Source organism: Cellulomonas endophytica (assembly GCF_004123805.1).
In the GTDB taxonomy this organism is placed as follows: Bacteria; Actinomycetota; Actinomycetes; order Actinomycetales; family Cellulomonadaceae; genus Cellulomonas; species Cellulomonas endophytica.
The window spans coordinates 13,658-32,974 of sequence record NZ_RWJX01000004.1; the positions used below are offsets into that span (position 1 = coordinate 13,658).

Consider the following 19,317-nt stretch of genomic DNA (forward strand, 5'->3'; position numbering starts at 1 on the left):
CACCGCCCGGCGCGGCCGGCCCTGGCCGGTCGGACGCGTCGACCCGGCCCGTCGACCCGGCCCGTCGACCTGGCCCGTCGACCCGGCCCGTCGACCTGGCCCGTCGACCTGGCCCGCCGGTCCGGCCCGCCGGTCCGGCCCGTCGGTCCTCGAGCCCGGGGTCCCGCGACCGAGGGCCCGGAGCCGTCAGTCCCGGCGCGGGGCGTCGGCGGGGAGGACGGTGCTCGTCACGACGACCGGGGCCGTCCCGACGAGGGCACCCGGGGCCGCCGTGCCCGGCCCGGCCAGGGCGCTGCCGATCGCCGCGACGGCGAGCGCCGCCGCGCTCGCGGCCGACAGGACGCGCAGCATCCGGCGGTCGGTGGTGTCGAAGGAGGTGGTGGTCAGGGGCAGCTGGGCCGCTGCGGGGGCCGTCGTGGTCATGCGGCCACGCTAGGGAGCGCACCCGGTGTGCCGCGTCGGCGCCGGGTGTGAGCCGGCGGTGCGCGCGGTGCCCCCCAGGGGGCGCGGGGGAGGGCCCGGCGTCCACCCGGGGCACGAGAGTCCCGCCGTGCCGTGCCGCAGGCGCGCGGGGCGGGGTCGTCGGCGCGACTGTTAAACGATGTCGAGAACGTTTGCGAAGCCCTGCGAGTCGTCGTAGGGTCACGGCGTCCCGGCCGGACGCAGCTGTCCGTCGGCGTCCCCCCCGGGGGGGCGCCCATGCGAAGGAGCATGACGTGAAGCACCCCCAGACCCTGATCGCGGGCATCCTCGCCCTGGCCGTCACCGCCGCCGGCGCGTCGGCCGCCGTGGCCGCGCCCGCCGACCCCCGTGCGGTCGACCGCTCGCCGGCCCTGGCGAGCCGCTCGCTCGCCGCCCTGGCCGAGCCCATCGGCCTGGAGATCGGCGTGGCGGTGGCCGCCGACCAGCTCGGCGCCGACCGCAAGTACACGAAGCTCGTCGCCGGTCAGTTCTCGACCGTGACGCCCGAGAACGCCATGAAGTGGGAGTCCGTCGAGCCCCAGCAGGGCGTCTTCGACTGGGCGGCCGGCGACGCCCTCGTCGCCTCCGCCGAGGCGAACGGCCAGCTCGTGCGCGGCCACACGCTGGTGTGGCACTCGCAGCTGCCGGACTGGCTCTCGCCGGACGGCGTGAGCTCCGACTTCTCGCCGGAGGAGCTGCGCGAGATCCTGCGCGAGCACGTGATCACGCAGGTCACCCACTACAAGGGCGACATCTGGCACTGGGACGTCGTCAACGAGGCGCTGAACGAGGACGGCACCCCGCGCGTCAGCGTCTGGTCCGAGGCGTACCGCGCCCTCGGCCTCGACCCGCTCGGCTACATCGCCGACGCCTTCCGCTGGGCCCACGAGGCCGACCCCGAGGCGAAGCTGTACTACAACGACTACAACCTCGAGTTCACGGGGCCGAAGAGCAACGCGGCCCACGCCCTGGCCCAGGACCTCCTGGCCGACGGCGTGCCGATCGACGGCATGGGCTTCCAGGGCCACCTGTCGACCCAGTACGGGTTCCCCGACCTCGAGGCCAACCTCGACCGGTTCGCCGACCTCGGCCTCGAGGTGGCGCTGACGGAGGTCGACGTCCGCACGGCCGTCGCCCCGCGCAAGAACCACGAGGGCGAGTGGACGAGCACCCCCGCCACGGCGGAGGGCTTCGCCGCCCAGCGCGAGTACTGGGTCGGCACGCTCGAGGCCTGCCTCGCCGTCCCGGCCTGCGTGTCCTACACGGTGTGGGGCCTCGCGGACTCCAACTCCTGGATCCCGGGCGTCTTCCCCGGCGAGGGTGCGGCCCTGCTGTGGGACGACCACCTGAACGCGAAGCCGCAGCTCGCCGACCTGCGCGAGGTCCTCGCGACCTCGGACGCGGCGCCGCGGGTCCGCTGACCCGACGGGCCCCGTACGACGCGCGCCCCGTCGCACCCCCGGTCCGGGGGTACGACGGGGCGTCGCGCGTGCGGGGCGGGGGCGGTCACCGGCCCGGTCGCGGCTCCCAGCTGATGACGACGCGGCGCAGGGTGCGCACGAGGACGTTGAGCGCGATGCCCAGCGCCGACAGGATGATGAGGAGGGCGAAGACGGCGGGCGTCTCCATGCGTCCCTGCGCCTGCAGGATGAGCACGCCGAGCCCCTTCTGCGCCCCGACGAACTCCGCGACGATCGCGCCGATCATCGCGTTCGCGACGCCGAGCTCGAGCCCGCTGAAGATCTGCGGCAGCGCCGCGGGGAGCATGAGCCGCACCCGGATCTGCCAGGGCGTGGCGCCGTTCACGCGGAACAGGTCGAGCTGGTCGCGGTCGACGCTGCGCAGCCCGTGGATGGCGTTGACCAGCACGGGGAAGAACGCGAGCAGCACGACCACGACGACCTTCGACGGCAGCCCGAACCCGAACCAGATGACGAACAGCGGCGCGACGGCCACCTTCGGGATCGACTCGATCGCCACCACGTACGGGAAGACCACGGCGTACACGCGTGGCAGCTGTGCCAGGGCCAGCGCGAGCCCGAGGCCGAGCACGACGCCGATGCCCAGGCCGAGCAGCACCTCCGTCATCGTCGCCGCCCCGTGCTCGAGGTAGCGGGGGAGCGCGGCGGGATCGACGAGGGCCGCCAGCACGTCGCTGAGCACCGGCACCACGTAGGTCGGCGTCCCCAGTGCCGGCGGCAGGAGCTGCCAGGCGAGCAGGAGTGCCGCCAGGAGGGCCAGGCCCCCGACGAGCTGCCCGCGGCCCCCTGCCCCGGCACCGGGGCGGCGGGTCGGGCGCAGGCGCCTCTGGGCGAGGAGGGGTGTCGCGGCGGTCATGCGGCCTTCACCTCGAAGTGTCGACGGATCCGTGCGCTGAGGGCCCCGAACTCGGGGGTGCCCATGAGGTCCGGCGTGCGGACCGTGCCGAAGGGGATGGCCACCTCGTCGACGACCCGCCCCGGCCGCGGGCTCATGACGACCACCCGCTCCGCGAGGAAGACCGCCTCCGGGATGCTGTGCGTGATGAGGACCGCGGTCTTGTGCGTCTCGCGCCAGACCCGGTTCACCTCGACGTTGAGCGCGTCGCGCGTCATGGCGTCGAGCGCGCCGAACGGCTCGTCCATGAGGAGCAGCGACGGGTCGTGCACGAGCGCCCGGCAGATCGCCACGCGCTGCTGCATGCCCCCCGACAGCTCGCCGGGGCGCTTCGTCGCGAAGTCCTCCAGCCCCACCATCCGCAGCAGTCCGAGGGCCTTCTCCCGGTCCGCGGCCGTCGCCCGGTGGTCGAGGGTCACGGGCAGCAGGACGTTGGCCAGGACGTCCAGCCACGGCAGGAGCGTGGCCTTCTGGAACACCATCCCGGCGTCGCCGCTGGGCCGGCCCAGGTCCGTGCCGTGCAGCGTGCCGTGCCCGGCCGTGTGCTGCTCGAGGCCGGCGAGGATCTTCAGCAGCGTCGTCTTGCCGCAGCCCGACGGGCCGACGACCGCCACGAACTCGCCGTCGGCGATCTGCAGGTCCACGCCGGTGAGCGCGGTGACGTCCCCGGTCCGGGTCGGGTAGACCTTCCCGAGGCCGCGCAGGTCGACGAGGGGCGCGGTTCCCTCCGGTGCCGTGCCTGCCGCCGTCACAGCTCGATCCCGTACACGTCGCAGAGGTTCTGGTGCAGGACGCGCTCGGCGAGCCAGCCGGCCTGCCGCATCGTCCACAGGCCCTCGCGGACGCCGTTGCCGAGGACGGCGTCGAGCGCGGTGCGGGCGCGACGCGTGGAGGCCAGGTGCAGCTCCGGCGACCCCGTGTCCGTGCCGTACATGACGCGGTTCGCCGGCAGGAGCTCGAGCCACTCCTCCAGCACCCGCTGCACCGTGTGGTGCTGCAGGTAGGGCATCCAGGAGAAGTCCAGGTGGACGTTGCCGTGCATCTGCGCGAGCGCCGTGAGGTTCGAGCTGTACGGGAACCCGCCGTGGATGAGGACCACCCGCAGGGTGTTGAGCCTCGGGTCGCCGAGCAGCTCCTCGAGCAGGAGCGGGTTCGCGGTGCTGATCCGCAGCCCCGGCTCCGTGTGGCCGAAGCCGGTGTGGATCTGCACGGGCATGTCGTGCAGCACCGCCCACTCCAGGACGAGGAACGCGAGGTGGTCGGCGAGCGCCTTGTGCGCGGCGGGGTCGACGTCCGGCCCCGCGGCGAGCCGTCGCCAGGCGGACTCGGCGTCGGCCCGGTCGACGCGCTGGAAGTGCAGCGTCCGCACGTACGCGGAGGCGATCTTCAGCCCGACGAACCCGGCGCCGCGGCGCCGCACGAGGGAGGAGACGACGAACTCCTCGTAGGCCGCCAGGGTCGTCGGCAGCGTGGTGCCGGCCAGCTCGAGCTGCCGGTCGAGCACGCGGGAGAAGATGCGCCGGAAGCGCGGGGTGTCCGTGCCGCGGCCCGTCCACTCCGGGTGGCCGAAGGGGAACAGGTACGGGTCGATGCGGGCGACGGGCTTGTAGCGGGCGTGCGGCCACAGCTCGGCGTCGATCTCGGGGATGTCCGTCAGCACGGCGGCGGTGCCGGACAGCAGCAGCGCCCGGTCGTACAGCCCGACGGGGTCCTGCGTGCGGGCCTCGCGGCTCGCCGCGACCGTCGCCTCCCGGGTCAGGCGCCCGTACAGCGCGGTGGACCCCTCGGCCAGCGCGGCGGCGTGCACGGTCGTGGACTGGAACCGCAGGCTGTCGGCGACGAGCGCGTCGATCCCCAGCCGCTTGGCCGCGCTCCCGGCCTCGGCCGTCTCCCCGCCCTCGACGAGGCGCATGTAGGCCTGGTACTCGTCGTGCGGGACGTGGCCCTCCACGTGCCCCATGGCGTTCTCGAGCTCGTACTGGTCCACCCCTTCGACCTTCTGCCCCGGGCGGATGTAGCCCGCGTGCGAGTGGTGGTCGACGGCCGGGACCCCGGCGGTGAAGGTCGGCGCGGGCAGGGCGGCGCCGGGCGTGAGGCTGCTGGTGAGGGTGTCGGTGGGGGTGCTCATGCGTCCGCGCTCCAGTCCTGCGCCTGCGCGACCACCGCGTCGGCGTCGAAGTCGTTGTACTGCTCGACGAGGTCCGTGCTGACGTGCGCGGACGCGTCGATCGGGGCGTCGACGATGCCCGCCGACGCGGCGAACTCCGCCCACGCCTCGACGGCCTCGGGCGTGTACGCGCCCCAGGTGCCGTGGGCCTGCGGGTCGCCGGCGTTGAGCAGGACGATCCGGCGCTCGAGCGCGACGAGGTCCGTGGCGAGCTGCTCCTCCTCGCCCACACCGGCCAGCCGCGTCTCGGGGTAGCCCTCGTACATCACCTGCAGCGCCGCGGCCGGGTTCGTCGAGGTGAACAGCGTGGCCCGGGCCATCGCCCGCCCGAACGCGGCCACCTCGTCGGCGTTCGAGGCGAGGTACTCCGGCGACGTGAAGTACGTCGTCGAGAACAGCTGCTCGACCTCGGGGGTCGTGAAGTAGTTGAGGACGGCGCCGGTCTCCTCGAAGGCGGCGTACTCCGTGTCCCACAGGGACAGCGCCTGGACCTGGTCGGTCTCGAGCGCCTGGAGCGCCGCGGCGCCGGTCCCGACGGCCACGTTCGTGAAGTCGACGTCCTCCTCGAGCCCGACGGAGGCGAGGATGCCGTTGGAGAGCAGGAGGTTGCTCGACCCGAGGCTGGACTGGCCGACCGCCTTCCCCTCGAGGTCGTCCAGGCTCTGGACCGGCCCGTCCGCCAGCGACACGACGGACCCCGTCTGCTGGCGGATGTAGTTGTAGACGAGCGTGACGTCGCCGCCGGCCGCGACCGTCTGCCACAGCGGCTCGGGGGGCGTGGAGCCGATCTCGATGGAGCCGGAGTCGACGCCCTGCACGATCGAGGTGGAGTCCGAGGTGTTGATGATCTCCACGTCGAGCCCCTCCTCCATGAAGTAGCCGAGGCTCGCGGCCACGGCGAGCGGCGCGTTGTTGGCGCCCATCTGCGTCGGCAGCGCGAAGCGGAGGGGGCTGAGGTCCTCGCCGTCGGCGCCGGCGGGGGAGCTCTCCCCCGCGCAGCCGGCGAGCAGCAGCGCCGCGGTGAGGGTGGCGGCGCCGAGCGCCAGCGGGGTGGTCCGGAGGGTCACGTCGGTCTCCTGGGGCGGGGGAGGGCGGGGGTCGGGGAGCAGGGAGGAGGGGTCGGCCGGGCTGGGCGGGGCGGCGCGAGGCGGCCCGGGGCACGCCGAGGAGCGGCACGACGAGGAACCGGTCGTGCGCGGTCGGCGCGGGGGGTGAGGGGGTGCCGGGGCGGAGGTGAACGGCAGGTGCGACGAGGTGGCGCCGGTCAGGCGTCGTCGCCGGGGACGGGTGGCCGGTGCGGCACGGACGGCGGGGTGACGACCCACACCGCCTCGGCCGTCTCGTCACCGTCGTTGACGAGGGAGTGGGGGACGTCGGTGCGGTACTCGATGCTGTCGCCGGCCTCGAGGACGTGCTCCGTGCCTCCCACGGTGAACCGCAGGCGCCCGTGCAGGACGAGGCAGATCTCCTGGGAGTCGCCGTGCGTGTAGTTCGCGTCGCCGACTCCCTCGCCGGGGGCGTACTCGGAGACGATGACCTCGACGTTGCCGATCGGCGGCTGGGTGATGCCGAAGTGGCGGACGGCCGCGGAGCTGAAGAGGCGGGGACGGTCCTCCTTGCGCAGCACGCGACCGGTACGAGGCGTCGCCTCGAACAGCTCGAGCCACGTGATGCCGAAGGCGTCGGCCAGCGCGCGGACGACCTGCAGGCTCGGGGTGGCCTGGCCGTTCTCGATCTGGCTGACGTAGCCGGCGCTGACGCCGGCACGGGCGGCGAGCGTCCGCATGGACATGCCCTTGAGGCCGCGGAGCTCGCGGACCCGCGCGCCGAGCGCGTCGATCTGGGTGGCCGTGGCCTCCACCGGTGCCTCCTGAACACTCTGTTTACTGCTGCGAACAGAACGTATAGCGGCCCGGTCGAGGGAGCCGTTTCACGGCAGTAAACAGTGTGTTAACCGCTCCGGGACGGCGTCCACGAGGCGTCGGCCGCCCAGGTGGTCGGCTGCGCGTCCCTCAGCAGCCGGCGGCCTCGTAGCGGCAGAGCAGCGTCCAGGCGCTCTGCGCCTGCTCGGTCACGGTGGTGCGCGCGCTGCCGATGCTCGACTCGCCGCCGTCCGCCGCGACGAGGGTGACGGCGGTGCCCCGTCGCGTGACGACGAGGTAGCTGCCCAGGGCGCCGTCGTCGGCCCCACCCGCGCCGGCGTCGTGGTAGTCGGTGACGAGGCCGTGGCCCTGGGCCCCGACGGGCACCTCCTCCACGCGGTAGGTCGTGGTGCCGCCGCCCGTGCCGCCGCCCGTGGTGGCGCAGGCGTCGAGCGCGTCGACCACGCCGTCGGCGGCGGTGGTGGCCGCGTCCGCGTCCGGGAACAGAGCCACCTGCTGCACCCCGACGGTGCTCTCCTCCGCGCCGTCGCCGTGCCGGTGCGTCCGCATCGCGGCGGCGGCGGGGACGGGCGCGGGGCCGCAGGCCGGGGGCAGCAGCCAGGCGGTGACCTCGTCCTGCTCCTGCAGCCCCGGGCGGGAGGCCGGGAAGGCCGTCGGGGGGAGCAGGGCGTCGGGGGGCAGGTCCGTCGGCACGGGCGCCCCGCTCCCGCCCGCACCGGCCGCCGGCTCCGCGCTGCCCGGTCCCGTGCTGCTCGGTCCCGTGCTGCCCGGCGCGGTCGGGGCGTCGGCACCCGGTGCGCCGGTCGCGGACGGCCCCGCTCCTACGGGGTCGCCGCCGGCGCACGCCGCCAGCCCGACGACGAGCGCGGCAGCGGCGAGCGCCGCCCCCGGGAGCCGGCGGTCCCTGCCCGCGTCCACACCCCTGCGCACGGCGTCCCCCTCCTCGGAGCCCGTCGTCGGGGTCGTCCCCGGGGCCCGCGCCCACCCTGGCGGGGCGCGGAGCGCGGGCGCAAGGGCACCGCCCGGGACGCGGCGCCGACGGCGCAGGTCAGGGCTGGTCGGGCGGCGCCTCCCGCCGCACCCGCCGTCAGGACGTCGCGCGCAGGCGGTCCACCGCCACCGCGTGGTGCGGCCACGTGCGCAGACGGTCCGGGAGCACCGGCACGACGAGGCGCGAGGCGTGGCGCGCGGCGGCGAACGCGGCGCGCTCGCGGCGTCGCCACGGCAGGCCGTACGCGTCCCGGACGGGCGGGGGCAGGACGCCCGCGGCGAGGAGCGCCGGCACCGGGCGCAGCGGTGCGGGCACCAGCGGCGGGGTGGGCGTGAGGACCTGGGCCGCGAGCGCCCGGGCCGTCGCGTCGACGACGAGGGTGCCGGCCACCTGCTCCGCGACGTACCGCTCGAGGGCGTGGTGGTCCTCCGGCAGGTCGTCGGGCCGCACGCGGAACAGCGGCGCCGTGCGGGTCATGTCGCGGTAGTAGGCGTCGCGCTCGGCGGCCCCCACGGGCCGGACGAAGCCGTCGACGACCCGCACCGCGGACCACACGAGGGTCGCGAAGACCCACAGGGCGAGGTCGGGGTCCTCCGCGCGGTAGGGGGTGCCGGCGGGCAGGTCCCCGACCTGCTCCACCAGCGCACCCCGCACCGGCCGGTGCCGTCGGGAGACGTGCTCCGCCGCCGCCCGCACCTGGTCCGTGTCGCCGAACACGACGGTGAGGACGGCGTCGAGCGTCCCGCGCAGCCGCCGCAGCGGGTCGCTGCCGAAGTCGCTGTGCGCCGCGACCCCCGCCGCGACGAGCGGGTGGGCGACCTGGAGCAGCAGCGCCGCCGGCCCACCGGCGAGGAGGGCGCGCTCGCGGCCGACCCGCCAGGCGGCGGAACCGGGGCCGAAGAGGCCGGGGTCGCCGGGCCGGCCGGCGGCGGGCGCGGCCGGGAAGAAGGTGCTCAGGGACGGCACCCGCCCATGCTCGCACCCGCCCGCCGCCCCCCCCCGCGACCGCTGGAGACCCGTCTCCCGACGAGATGCCGGTCCCGGTCGCTGCACCCGGGTCATGAGCGGCCGGAACTGGCAGCTCGTGGACGGGAGGGGCGGGCTGGGGCCGGGCACCCCTCCGGCGAGATGCCGGTTCCGGTCGTCGCACCCAGGTCACGAGCGGCCGGAACCGGCACCTCGTGGAGGAAGGGGTCGAGGCAGGAAGGTCGCGGCAGGAGGGGCGCGAGCATCTCAGTCGCGGGTCGGTGCCGCCTCGCGGCGGGCCGCGGCGACCGCGACGGCGGCGTGCGGGCGGCCGAGCGCCGGGGCCAGCACGATCGTGAGGGCGCCGCCGACGACGACGAGCAGCAGCCCGACCCGCAGGCCGACCGCGTCCGCGAGCAGCCCGACGAGGGGCGGCGAGGCGAGGAAGCCCACTCGCAGCAGCCAGCTGACCACGGTGAGCCCGAGGCCGTGCGGCAGGCCGGGGATCTCGTCGGCGGCGTGCATCGCGGCGGGGATGAGGGTGGCGACGCCCAGGCCGGCGAGCGCGAACCCGACCAGGGTCGTCGCGACGGAGGGGAACGCCAGCATGGTGCCGAGCCCCACGGTGACGAGCACACCCCCGACCCGGCCGACCGTCACCTGTCCCAGGCGGTCGACGACGCGGTCGCCGGTCAGCCGTCCGAGGGTCATCGCCACCATGAGCGCGACGAACGCCAGCCCGGCGAGGGCGGGGGCCGCGCCGAGCCCGTCGCGCATCCAGAGGGCGCCCCACGACGCGCCGGCGTCCTCGACCAGCGCCCCGCACAGGGCGAGCAGGCCGAGCACCGCGAGCAGCCGGAGGGTGCCGCGCGCGGCCGTGCCCAGGCCGCGGCGGGCGGGCGCCTCGTCGTCGGTCGCCGCGGGGGCCTCGGCGCGCTCGGCGTCCTCCGGACCGGGGAGCAGGAACCGGAGCCCGACGAGGGCCACGGCGCTGAAGACGCCGGCGACGACGGCCAGGTGCAGGCCGAGCGGCACGTCCAGGCCCGCTGCGAGCGAGCCCAGGAGGCCGCCGAGCACCGCGCCGACGCTCCACAGGCCGTGGAAGGCGTTGACGATGGAGCGCCCGTACAGCCGCTGCACGCGGAAGCCGTGCGCGTTCTGCGCCACGTCGACGACGCTGTCGAAGGCGCCCGCCAGCAGCAGCGCGCCGGCGAAGGCCCACCAGGAGCCGGCGAACGGGACCGCCAGCACCGCGAGCGAGAGCAGGACGAGCCCCACCGACGCCAGGGGGCCGGAGCCGAACCGCCGGATGAGCACGGGCGCGGCGAGGCCGGCGAGCAGCGCGCCCAGCGGCATCGCGGCGATGCCCGCGCCGAACGCGGCGTTCGTCAGCTCCAGGCGGTCCTTCACCTCGGGCAGCCGCGGCACGAGGTTCGCGTAGAGCACCGCGTTGACGAGGAAGAGGCCGGAGACGGCCGCGCGGGCGCGGCGGGCAGCCGGCGCGGGGGCCGGGGGCGTCGAGGGCCCGGGGGCGGGGGTGCGGGCGGCGGGGGCCATGGCGTGTCCTGGGTGGTGGTCGTCCGCGGGCCGTCCTCGGCCGCGATGTGGACGAACGTACACGGCCATGGGTACGCTCGTCCACATGCCCGACGAGGACCTGCCCGAGACCGCGACCGACGTTGCGACCGCCGCCGTGGACGCCACCGCCCCCGACGGCGACGGCTCGGCCGACCCCGCGGCCCACGACTGGTTCGCGGGCGACCCCCGCACGAACCACGAGCGCATGCTCGCCGGGGACCTCTACGTCGCGGACGACCCGGCCATCGCCGACGCCGTCCGCCGCGCCGTCCGCCTCATGGCCCGGTTCCGCGCGGCCTACGACGAGGACCCCGACGCCGGCCAGGCGGTGGCGCGCGAGCTCCTGGGCGAGCTCGGCGAGGGCGCGCACGTGCGCGCGCCGCTGTTCGTCGACTACGGCGACCGCGTCTTCGTCGGGCCGCGCACGTTCGTCAACATGGGGCTCACCGCGCTCGACGTCGCCGACATCCGCATCGGCGCCGACTGCCAGATCGGCCCGAACGTGCAGCTCCTCACGCCGACGCATCCCGTCGACCCCGAGCCGCGACGGGCCAGGCTCGAGGCGGCGCAGCCCATCACGATCGCGGACAACGTCTGGCTCGGCGGCGGTGTGATCGTCTGCCCGGGGGTGACGATCGGCGAGAACAGCGTCGTCGGCGCGGGCGCCGTGGTCACGCGGGACGTGCCGCCGAACAGCCTCGCGGTGGGCAACCCCGCGCGGGTCGTCCGGAGCATCTGAGGCCCCGGTGCGCGCCCGCCGCACGGACCCGGACCGCCGGGACCGCATCGTCGACGCGACGGTCGACCTCATCGCCGAGGTCGGCGTCGCCGGCGTCTCCCACCGCAAGATCGCAGCCCGCGCCGACGTGCCGCTGGGGTCGATGACGTACCACTTCACCGGCATGGACGAGCTGCTGCACGAGGCGTTCACGCGCTTCGCGGAGCACGTGGCGGCGTCGTTCGAGGCCCGCCTCGGCGCGGCGCGGGACGTCGAGGAGGCCGTGGAGGCCGTCGTCGACCTCGTCCACGAGCTGTCCGACCACGGCAACCACCGCGACCAGGTCGTCTCCTACGAGCTCTACACGCTCGCGGCGCGCGACCCCCGCTACCGCGCCATCACCACGGGCTGGATGGCCCGCAGCCGGCGCGAGCTCGAGCGCCACCTCGACCCGTCCCTCACGCGGCAGCTCGACGCGCTCATCGAGGGCCTGGCCCTGCACCGCGCGCTCGACGAGGACCCGTTCGACCGGTCCGTGACCCTGGACGCCGTGCGCAAGATCGTCGGCGTCGCGGGTCCTCCGCCGGGGCGGGCCGCCCGCTAGGTTGCCGTGGCGGGACCGGCGGCGGTCCCCGGAGGAGGGGGCGGAACCGTGGGGACCGTGGACGCAGGGGGGACGCCGACGACACGGCGGGAGCTGACGGCGGCGGTCGTGCGCGCCCGGGCCGCGCTGGCCGACGACCTCGCCGGGCTCGACCAGGCGCAGTGGCGCCGGCCCTCGCTCTGCGACGGCTGGACGGTGCACGACGTCGTCGCGCACCTCGTCGCCGCCGCCCGGACGGGCCGGTGGGCGTGGCTGCGCAGCATCGCGGCCGCCCGCTTCGACGCCGACCTGCACAACGCGCGGCGCCTCGCGCAGCACCGCGGTGCGGACCCCGCCGAGACGCTCGCGCGCTTCCGCGCCACGGTCGACGGCCCCGCCGGCCCGACCGGCCACACCGCCGCCTGGCTGGGGGAGGTCCTCGTGCACGGCGAGGACGTGCGCCGCCCCCTGGGCCTGACGGCGGCGCCGGACGTCCCGGCCGCCACCGCCGTGGCGCAGTTCTTCGCGCGCCGGGACTTCGCGGTCCCCAGCAGCCGCACGGCCCGCGGGCTGCGGCTCGAGGCCGCCGACGGGCCCTTCCGCGCCGGCGCGGGACCGCTCGTGCAGGGCCCGACCCTCGCGCTCGTCCTCGCGATGGCCGGTCGCCCGGCGGCCCTCGACGACCTGGGCGGCGAGGGCGTCGAGGTGCTCCGCGGGCGCATCGCCGCCGCTAGCTGAGCGGCGCGCGGCGCCGACGCCCTCAGGGCGAGGGGACGAGCCCGTCGGCCGGGACGCGCGCCGGTCGCGGGACCACGGGCATCGCCGTGTCGGGCATCGCGGCGTCGGGCGTGGCGGCGCCGGGCGTGGCGGGGTCGGGTGCGTGCAGGTGCGTCGCCGTCGCCGAGGCGCTCATCGGCCGGGCGAGGAGGAAGCCCTGCCCGAACGGGCAGCCGACGTCGAGGAGGGCCTGCCGCTGATGCGGGGTCTCGATGCCCTCCGCGACGAGCGGCAGGCCGAGCTCGCGGGCCATGACGGCCACGGCCCGCACGACGGCGGCCGCCCGCGGGTCCGAGGCGATGTCGACGGTGAACGCCCGGTCGAGCTTCAGGACGTCGACCGGCATGGTGCGCAGCGCCGCGATGGACGACTGCCCCACACCGAAGTCGTCCATGGCGATGCGCACGCCGCGACGGCGCAGCTCGTCGAGGACGGGCACGACGTCGGGGCGGACCAGCGTGCTCTCCGTGACCTCCAGGAGGAGCTGGGTCGTGGCCGTGGTGCCGGTGGGGATCGCGTCCAGGAGGCGGCGGTCGGTCAGCTGGTGCGCCGAGACGTTGACGCCGACGCTGACGAAGCGGGCGGCGCTCGCGGCCCACGCGGTGGCGCGCGAGGTCGCCTCCTGCAGCACGTGCAGCCCGATCTCGCCGATGAGCCCGCTGCGCTCGGCCAGGGGGATGAACACGTCGGGCCGGACGCGGCCCAGCCGTGGGTGCTCCCAGCGCGCGAGCGCCTCGAGGCCGTCGGTGCGGCCGGTCGCCAGGTCGACGACGGGCTGGTACTCCACCACGATCTCGCCCCGGTCGACGGCCCCGTGCAGGTCCTGGACGAGCGCGGCCTCGGCGGCGTGCGCCTCGAGCATCGCCGGCACGAAGAGCACGCGGGTGCCCCGGCCGCCGGCCTTCGCCTCGTACATGGCGACGTCGGCCTCGCGCACGAGGGCGTCGCCGAGGACCCCCGCACCGGCCGCCGCGGTCGTGATGCCGATGCTGGCGCCCACGTGGACGAGCTGGCCCGCCGCGGGCAGCGGGTCGGCGAGGGCGCCGAGCAGGCGGTCGGCGACGGCGAGGGCGCCGGCCTCGTCCGTCCCGGGCAGCACGAGGGCGAACTCGTCGCCGCCGAGCCGCGCGACGACGTCGGACCCGCGCACCTGCGCCCGCAGCCGGTGCGCCACCGCGACCAGCAGCTCGTCGCCGGCGCGGTGCCCGAGCCGGTCGTTGACGGCCTTGAACCCGTCGAGGTCGCAGAGCAGCACGGCGACCTCGTCGCGCGGCCCGGCCGCGCCCCGCCTCTCGCCACCCGGAGCCGTGGAGCCCGGGGCGGTGGGGCTCGCCGCCGCCGCCGCGCGCCCGGGGTCGGCGAGGGCCGTGCGGAGCCGCTCGTGCAGCAGCACGCGGTTGGGCAGGCCGGTGAGGGCGTCGTGCGTGGCCTGGTGCGCCAGCCGTTCGCGGTGGCGCTCGAGCTCGGCGACCGTCGCGTCCTGCCGGTCGCCCCGGCGCACGAGCACGACGGTGAGGGCGACGAGCGTCGTGGTCATGTAGAGGGTGTCGACGAACGCCGCGACGGGCTCGCGGAGGGTGAACGACAGCGTGGCGTCCAGGACGACGGCGGTGCCGGCGACGAGGCGGGCCGCCCGCGCCCGCAGGACCGCGGCCCCGTAGAGCACCGGGAAGACGAAGAAGATGTGGCCGGTCAGCGTGGCGTCCTGGGTGGTGAGGGCCAGCGCGAAGACCGTCACCACGCCGATGAGCGGGGTCAGGGCCAGCAGCCTCCGCGACCGGCGGCCGCGGTGCGAGAGCAGGACCGCGCTCGCGGCCAGCAGGAGGACCGGGACCGCCCAGACGACGACGTGCGCGAGCCGGCCGGGGGGCGGCTCGAGGGCGGCGAAGGCGGCGGAGACGACGGCGCCGAGCGCGAGGAGCGTGCCCGCGGTCGGGCCGGCGCCGCCGGCGTCCCGCGGCTCGACGAGCCCCCCGATGCGCATAGGGGAGGACATCGGCCGGTCGGGCCCCGGCTTGAACCCCTCCGCCGTGTTCACCCGGTCACGACCGCGGCCTCGTCGGGCGCCCCTCGTCCGTGTCGGGCGTCGTCGTCGTGCCGGATGCCGGATGCCGGAGACCGGATGCCGGAGGCCGGAGGCGGGGTCGGAGGCGACGAGGAGCGGTCCGCTCGGGCGACAGGCGATGAGTCCGGCCCCCGGGCCCGGTCGGTCCGCACAGTGCACGCGTGCACCCCGCGCGCGGCACGGAGGGGGACGGGCATGGGACGGCTGGTCGTGGTGGAGCAGGTGACGCTGGACGGGGTGGCGCAGTCGCCGGGGAGGCCCGACGAAGACGCGCGCGACGGGTTCGACCGGGGCGGCTGGGCCATGACCTGGTTCGCGGGCGACCCCGAGGGTGCGGGGGCGGCGATGCGCGGCAGCGGCGGCACCGCGGCGTTCCTCTTCGGCCGCCGCACGTACCTCGACCTCGTCGGGTACTGGCTCGGCACGTCCGACCCCAACCCCTTCGCCGACATCCTGCGGGGCACCCCGAAGCACGTGGTGACGAGCACGCTCGCCGAGCCCCTGCCGCACCCGGCGTCGCACCGCGTCGACGGCGCGGACCTCGTCGGGGGCGTCCGTGCGGTGAAGGAGCAGGTGGAGGGCGACATCGTCGTGCTCGGCAGCATCCAGCTCGTCCACGCGCTCGCGGCTGCGGACCTCGTCGACGCGTACCTGCTCACCACGGTCCCGCTCCTCGTCGGGCCGGGCCTGCGCCTCTTCGACGGGCCCCCGCCGGCACGGCTCGCCGTGTCCGACGCGTTCGTGTCCCCGGCCGGCTCCGTCACCGCCACCTACACCGTCGAGCGGGGCTGACCGACCCCGCGAACCGGGCCCGCGGGCGGCGGGGACGGGTGAGGATGGGTCGCATGACGGCCGCCCCCACGCCCGCCCGCGTCGCCTCCGCCCTCGTCACGGCGGTGACGACGACCGCCTGGTACGCCAGCCCCGACCTCGTCCGCTCGCGCCGGGCCCGTGCCGGGGTCAAGGCAGCCCTCTGCGTCGTTGTGATGGCCGCCGGGGTGCCGGAGTTCCGCCGGTCCCGGGTCGCGGCCCGGGAGGCCGCCGAGGCGCAGGGCCTCCCGACGTCGCGTGAGGTGCTCGAGGGGCTCTCGGCGTCCCGGAAGGCGGCGCTCGCGGCCGCGGCCGTGGTCCTGCTCGGGGGCAGCACCGCCCTCACGGTGGTCGGCGAGCGGTGGATGTTCCGGCGCGGCGAGCGTCGCGCGGCCGCCGGCGTCCCCTGGGCGCACACGCGCGCGGCGGTGCCGGTCGGCCTCGTCACCGCCGCCCTGGCGCTCGTCCCCGACCCCTCGGACGCCCGCCCCGACGCAACCTGACCGCGTCGGACGCCCGCCGCCGCCGCCTGGATCCTCCGACGCACCGGCGCGTGCTGACTCAGGCCCGCGCCGAACCGCCGCCCGCGCCTTCCCCGGGTCGCATCCCGCCGTCGACGTCGCACCTGCAGGTGCCCCTGCGACGGCGGAGTGCGACGCGGACGCACGTCGTCGTCGGTGTCGCACCTCTCCATCGGCGTCGCATGTGCAGGTGCCCCTGCGACGGCGGAGTGCGACGCGGACGCACGTCGTCGTCCGTGTCGCACTTTCCCGTCGGCGTCGCACCTGCAGGTGCCCCTCCGACGGCGACGTGCGACGCGGACCGGCTGCGTGGGGTGGTCAGCGCGCGAGGTTCAAGGTGGCGAGCAGGTCCTCGTGCAGCTCGAGGATGACGGCGTGGCAGGAGTCGCGGTCGATGCCGGCGATCCAGCCGGGGTCGCCCGCCGCCGACGCGACCGCGTGCGCGAAGCGGGCGTGGTACCCGGCGCACCGCGGCAGGAGCGCCGTGAGCCGCTCGTCGACGTCCTGCAGGTCCGCCCCGGCGGTCGCGAGCCCGCCGAGGACCTCGGCCGCACCGATCGGCGGGTCGGCCAGCCCCATCCCGGTGAGCTGCCACGCCGTGCACAGCCGGACCACCTGCTCGTTGACCGGCAGGAAGGCGTCGAGCACGGCCTCGACCGCGGGGCGGGCGCCCGTGGCGTCGAGCTGCTCGGCCAGTCGCCGCTGGCCCTCGGCGAGGCCGGCCTCCGTCGGCGACCAGCCCGCGGTGCCGCCGAAGGCCGAGTGCGTCAGCCACCCGCGGGCCTGGGCGTCGAGCAGGTGGTCCGCGACCTCGTCGGGCGGGAGGCCGGTGCGCCGGGCGACGCGGTCGGCGGCCGCGAAGCCCAGCAGCCGCACGGCGTGCAGGACGGCGAGGTCCGCCGGGGTCGACGGCATCACGGTGCGGTCTCCCGTGCGGTCCCCCGCGGAGCCCCCGCTGCGGGCCCCCGTGCGGACCCGTCCCGCCGGACGACCCCGGAGCGGCCGTCGACGAGGACGTGCTCCCCGTCGACGAGCCGGGCGAGGGCGTCGGCGGCGCCGGTGACGGCGGGGATGCCGAGCTCGCGGGCGACGACCGCCGCGTGCGCGAGCACGCCGCCCGTCTCCGTGACGACCGCGGCCGCCAGGGCCAGGACCGGGGTCCACGCCGGCGACGTGGCGCGGCAGACGAGGACGTCCCCGGGCTCCACGCTCGCGAAGCCGTCGACGCCGATCACGCGGCGGACGGGTCCGCGGGCGAGGCCGGCGCCCGCACCCGTGCCGCGCACGAGGACGCCGCTCGGGCGGTCGGCGCCGTCCGAGCGCTCCTCGCCGACGAGCTCGGCGTGACCGCTCTCGTGACCGGGGCGGGCGCCCGCGGTGAGCGGCCGCGCCTGGAGCAGGCGGAGGCGGTCACCCTCGAGCGCCCACTCCACGTCGACGGGGACGCCCAGGTGCAGCGCAGCGGCGCGGGCCAGGTCCGCGACCGCGCGCACCTCGTCGTGCACGAGCAGGTCGGTCCCGCCCCGGACGCACCCGAGGCGGTCGACGACCCAGCGTGCGGGCTCCGCCGAGCCGTCGACGAGGCCGTCCCCGAGCCCGGCGACGGCCTCCACGACGACCACGTCGGCCCCGGTGACGGGGTGCCGCGTGACCGCCACGCCGGCGGCGCGCGGGGCGAGCATCGGCTGGACGAGCACCGCGACGGCACCCGGCCCGCGGCCCGCCGCATCCGCGTACGCACGGGCGTGGGCGGTACCGGCCGAGGCCGCGACGCGTGCGGCGGCGGCACCGACCTCCGCGGCCGGTACGTGCAGCTCCGTGAGCAGCTGGCCGGCGAAGGACACCGTGCCGCCGTCCTCGTCGAGCGCGGAGGACCGCACGGCGTAGGGCCCCGGCCCGAGGAGCGCCAGGGCCTCGTCGAGCCGGGTCCCGGCGGCGGCCGCCGGCACGACGAGCACCACGCCGTCCACGACGTCGAGGCCGGCGTCCAGGAGGCGCCGGAGGGTCGCCGCCTTCCCGCCGCACGTCGAGTCCGCCTCGCGCAGCAGCACCCAGGCCCGGTCCACGGCTCAGCCCTGCGCGTCGAGACGCGCGACGACGCGGGCCATGCGCTGCTGCGCCGCCTGGCCGGAGCCGAGCCCGAGCGCCTCGCCGAGCGCCTGGAACGTCACGCCGTCGGCGCGGGCGGCGAAGAGCAGCGCGGCCTCGACGCCGTCGAGCTCCGCCCGGGCGGCGGCGAGGAGGCGGAGCCCCGCCAGCACGACGTCCGTCGGCGCGGACGGCTCGCGCGCCACCCAGGCGGCGTGCCGCACGAGGTCGAGGTCGGCGGGCGGCTGCCCCGGCGCCTGCCAGGGCCGCCGTCCGAGCTCACGGGCCCCGGCGCCGAGCACCGCCTCCCGCGCCCGCGCCAGGGCGGCTGCTGCCCGCTGGTCCTCGTCGTCCACGCCCCGACCGTTGCAGCCCAACGCGACGTTGTCAACGGATCGTTGAAGATTGTGGCAGCTCCATGTCCCGTCGGAGTCGGCGTCGCACTCCGCCGTCGGTGTCGCACCTGCAGGTGCCCTTTCGGTGGCGAAGTGCGACGCGCGCTCGCCGACGAGTGGCCCGGACGTACGGGGGTCACCGTCGGCCCCGTCGTCCCGCCGCCGACGACAGATGGGGCCGCGGCACGTGCGGCAGGTCGGCGGGCAGCAGACGGCGCACCCGGGCGACCAGCTCGGCCGGCCGGCGCAGGTCCTCGGCGGCCACGCGCACGAGCCGCTGGTCCTCGTCGAGCACCGCGTCCTCGCGCCGCTTCTCGCGGACGACGGCCTCGCCGCCGGCAACGGCGTACTTCGACCGGCCGTCGTACTCCAGCAGCACCCGGTGCTCGGGCCAGCCGAGGTCCGCCCAGAACGTGCCGAGACGTGTGCCGACGGACGGCTGCGTCACGGGTGCCGGCAGGCCGCCCCGCAGCAGGGCGAACCGCGTCATCGACTCGCCCGCGGACTCCGCACCCGGGTCCGCCAGCGCCAGCACCGCCGCCCCCCGTGTCCGCCCCGAGCGCTGACCGGCGAGGATCTCGTCGACCGCAGCCCGGTCCGCACCGGCTCGGAGCGCTGCGTCGGCCACGACGAGGGCCGGCCCCGCCGCCAGCCCGGAGAGGCAGTCCGCCACGGTCTGCGCCAGGTCGGTCACGGGTAGCCCGGCGACGACGGCGGTCCGCGTGGTGTCCCACCCTCCCCGGTGGCGCACCACGCCGCGGTCCCGGCCGGAACCCGGTGCGTGCCGCTGCCGCACGTGCACGACGAGCGGGGTGCTCGTCCACACCGGCAGCCCCCACAGGAGTGCCGCCGACGTGTGGCTCAGCACGTGGTCGGCGCGCAACCGCCGGTGCACGCCGACGACGGCCGCCAGCGCCTCCGGGCTCGCCCCCCTCGC

20 protein-coding genes are annotated in these 19,317 nt (G+C 76.6%); 6 read left to right on the top strand and 14 right to left on the bottom strand.

The genetic code is table 11. From position 1 onward, the window contains the following. Positions 1–186 precede the first annotated feature (186 nt). Positions 187–423 carry a hypothetical protein gene (locus tag EJA20_RS02075; protein WP_129336526.1) on the bottom strand — a complete coding sequence of 79 codons (237 nt, stop codon included), beginning with the start codon at positions 421–423 and terminating at the stop codon, positions 187–189. 293 nt (positions 424–716) lie between these two features. On the opposite strand from EJA20_RS02075, the gene EJA20_RS02080 reads away from it, so the two are divergent. Further along, entirely contained in the window at positions 717–1,883 is a 1,167-nt protein-coding gene (locus tag EJA20_RS02080) for an endo-1,4-beta-xylanase (protein ID WP_129336527.1), read from the top strand. An 85-nt stretch (positions 1,884–1,968) separates the two neighbouring features. Here EJA20_RS02080 and EJA20_RS02085 read toward each other — a convergent pair whose 3' ends face one another. The 8 genes from EJA20_RS02085 to EJA20_RS02120 all read right to left on the bottom strand — a co-directional run bounded on the left by EJA20_RS02085 (position 1,969) and on the right by EJA20_RS02120 (position 10,402). After that, the gene (locus tag EJA20_RS02085) at positions 1,969–2,799 is read right to left on the bottom strand and encodes an ABC transporter permease (protein WP_129336528.1); all 831 of its coding nucleotides are present in this window, start codon (positions 2,797–2,799) and stop codon (positions 1,969–1,971) included. Next, entirely contained in the window at positions 2,796–3,590 is a 795-nt protein-coding gene (locus tag EJA20_RS02090) for an ABC transporter ATP-binding protein (protein ID WP_205687316.1), read from the bottom strand. Before EJA20_RS02090 ends, EJA20_RS02085 begins: the two co-directional genes overlap by 4 nt. Then, a complete protein-coding gene (locus EJA20_RS02095; protein ID WP_129336529.1) occupies positions 3,587–4,966 on the bottom strand; it encodes an amidohydrolase family protein in 1,380 nt (459 codons plus the stop codon). Before EJA20_RS02095 ends, EJA20_RS02090 begins: the two co-directional genes overlap by 4 nt. Next, positions 4,963–6,072 (bottom strand): ABC transporter substrate-binding protein, encoded by a 1,110-nt coding sequence (locus tag EJA20_RS02100; protein WP_129336530.1) that lies wholly within the window; start codon positions 6,070–6,072, stop codon positions 4,963–4,965. The genes EJA20_RS02095 and EJA20_RS02100 overlap by 4 nt, the downstream gene beginning before the upstream one ends. Positions 6,073–6,269: 197 nt before the next feature. Then, the gene (locus EJA20_RS02105; RefSeq protein WP_129336531.1) at positions 6,270–6,866 is read right to left on the bottom strand and encodes a helix-turn-helix domain-containing protein; all 597 of its coding nucleotides are present in this window, start codon (positions 6,864–6,866) and stop codon (positions 6,270–6,272) included. 151 nt (positions 6,867–7,017) lie between these two features. Continuing rightward, positions 7,018–7,818 carry a sensor domain-containing protein gene (locus tag EJA20_RS02110; RefSeq protein ID WP_129336532.1) on the bottom strand — a complete coding sequence of 267 codons (801 nt, stop codon included), beginning with the start codon at positions 7,816–7,818 and terminating at the stop codon, positions 7,018–7,020. Positions 7,819–7,975: 157 nt separating this feature from the next. Continuing rightward, a complete protein-coding gene (locus tag EJA20_RS02115) occupies positions 7,976–8,845 on the bottom strand; it encodes an oxygenase MpaB family protein (protein WP_164983800.1) in 870 nt (289 codons plus the stop codon). Between the two features lie 267 nt (positions 8,846–9,112). After that, a complete protein-coding gene (locus tag EJA20_RS02120; protein ID WP_129336534.1) occupies positions 9,113–10,402 on the bottom strand; it encodes an MFS transporter in 1,290 nt (429 codons plus the stop codon). A gap of 226 nt (positions 10,403–10,628) precedes the next feature. Between EJA20_RS02120 and EJA20_RS02125 the strand changes: the two genes are divergently transcribed. Genes EJA20_RS02125 through EJA20_RS02135 form a run of 3 tightly spaced genes read left to right on the top strand, consistent with a single transcriptional unit; the run spans position 10,629 to position 12,462 of the window. Then, complete coding sequence (locus tag EJA20_RS02125; RefSeq protein ID WP_129336613.1) at positions 10,629–11,162, top strand: sugar O-acetyltransferase; 534 nt, start codon at positions 10,629–10,631, stop codon at positions 11,160–11,162. Between the two features lie 7 nt (positions 11,163–11,169). Then, positions 11,170–11,745, top strand: a complete 576-nt coding sequence (locus EJA20_RS02130; protein ID WP_129336535.1) for a TetR/AcrR family transcriptional regulator — start codon at positions 11,170–11,172, stop codon at positions 11,743–11,745. 48 nt (positions 11,746–11,793) lie between these two features. After that, the gene (locus EJA20_RS02135; RefSeq protein WP_338068787.1) at positions 11,794–12,462 is read left to right on the top strand and encodes a maleylpyruvate isomerase family mycothiol-dependent enzyme; all 669 of its coding nucleotides are present in this window, start codon (positions 11,794–11,796) and stop codon (positions 12,460–12,462) included. Between the two features lie 22 nt (positions 12,463–12,484). Here EJA20_RS02135 and EJA20_RS02140 read toward each other — a convergent pair whose 3' ends face one another. Continuing rightward, positions 12,485–14,485 (bottom strand): putative bifunctional diguanylate cyclase/phosphodiesterase, encoded by a 2,001-nt coding sequence (locus EJA20_RS02140; protein WP_129336536.1) that lies wholly within the window; start codon positions 14,483–14,485, stop codon positions 12,485–12,487. Between the two features lie 276 nt (positions 14,486–14,761). On the opposite strand from EJA20_RS02140, the gene EJA20_RS02145 reads away from it, so the two are divergent. Further along, complete coding sequence (locus EJA20_RS02145; RefSeq protein WP_164983801.1) at positions 14,762–15,358, top strand: dihydrofolate reductase family protein; 597 nt, start codon at positions 14,762–14,764, stop codon at positions 15,356–15,358. A gap of 53 nt (positions 15,359–15,411) precedes the next feature. Continuing rightward, on the top strand, positions 15,412–15,879 hold the full coding sequence (locus EJA20_RS02150; RefSeq protein WP_129336538.1) for a peptidase S9: 468 nt from the start codon (positions 15,412–15,414) through the stop codon (positions 15,877–15,879). A 336-nt stretch (positions 15,880–16,215) separates the two neighbouring features. Here EJA20_RS02150 and EJA20_RS02155 read toward each other — a convergent pair whose 3' ends face one another. The 4 genes from EJA20_RS02155 to EJA20_RS02170 all read right to left on the bottom strand — a co-directional run bounded on the left by EJA20_RS02155 (position 16,216) and on the right by EJA20_RS02170 (position 19,263). Beyond that, positions 16,216–16,812 carry a hypothetical protein gene (locus tag EJA20_RS02155; RefSeq protein ID WP_205687317.1) on the bottom strand — a complete coding sequence of 199 codons (597 nt, stop codon included), beginning with the start codon at positions 16,810–16,812 and terminating at the stop codon, positions 16,216–16,218. Continuing rightward, positions 16,812–17,963, bottom strand: coding sequence for a PEP/pyruvate-binding domain-containing protein (locus EJA20_RS02160; protein WP_240674902.1), 1,152 nt, complete (start codon positions 17,961–17,963; stop codon positions 16,812–16,814). Before EJA20_RS02160 ends, EJA20_RS02155 begins: the two co-directional genes overlap by 1 nt. 3 nt (positions 17,964–17,966) lie before the next feature. After that, entirely contained in the window at positions 17,967–18,341 is a 375-nt protein-coding gene (locus tag EJA20_RS02165; RefSeq protein WP_129336540.1) for a hypothetical protein, read from the bottom strand. A 175-nt stretch (positions 18,342–18,516) separates the two neighbouring features. Continuing rightward, positions 18,517–19,263 carry a hypothetical protein gene (locus EJA20_RS02170; RefSeq protein WP_129336541.1) on the bottom strand — a complete coding sequence of 249 codons (747 nt, stop codon included), beginning with the start codon at positions 19,261–19,263 and terminating at the stop codon, positions 18,517–18,519. Positions 19,264–19,317 lie beyond the last annotated feature (54 nt).

What these genes read in the sequence shown, in the direction of transcription:
- EJA20_RS02075 (WP_129336526.1), bottom strand. Translation starts at nt 423, where the DNA reads ATGACCACGACGGCCCCCGCAGCGGCCCAGCTGCCCCTGACCACCACC.
- EJA20_RS02085 (WP_129336528.1), bottom strand. Translation starts at nt 2,799, where the DNA reads ATGACCGCCGCGACACCCCTCCTCGCCCAGAGGCGCCTGCGCCCGACC.
- EJA20_RS02095 (WP_129336529.1), bottom strand. Translation starts at nt 4,966, where the DNA reads ATGAGCACCCCCACCGACACCCTCACCAGCAGCCTCACGCCCGGCGCC.
- EJA20_RS02120 (WP_129336534.1), bottom strand. Translation starts at nt 10,402, where the DNA reads ATGGCCCCCGCCGCCCGCACCCCCGCCCCCGGGCCCTCGACGCCCCCG.
- EJA20_RS02125 (WP_129336613.1), top strand. Translation starts at nt 10,629, where the DNA reads ATGCTCGCCGGGGACCTCTACGTCGCGGACGACCCGGCCATCGCCGAC.
- EJA20_RS02140 (WP_129336536.1), bottom strand. Translation starts at nt 14,485, where the DNA reads ATGCGCATCGGGGGGCTCGTCGAGCCGCGGGACGCCGGCGGCGCCGGC.
- EJA20_RS02145 (WP_164983801.1), top strand. Translation starts at nt 14,762, where the DNA reads ATGGGACGGCTGGTCGTGGTGGAGCAGGTGACGCTGGACGGGGTGGCG.
- EJA20_RS02150 (WP_129336538.1), top strand. Translation starts at nt 15,412, where the DNA reads ATGACGGCCGCCCCCACGCCCGCCCGCGTCGCCTCCGCCCTCGTCACG.
- EJA20_RS02155 (WP_205687317.1), bottom strand. Translation starts at nt 16,812, where the DNA reads ATGCCGTCGACCCCGGCGGACCTCGCCGTCCTGCACGCCGTGCGGCTG.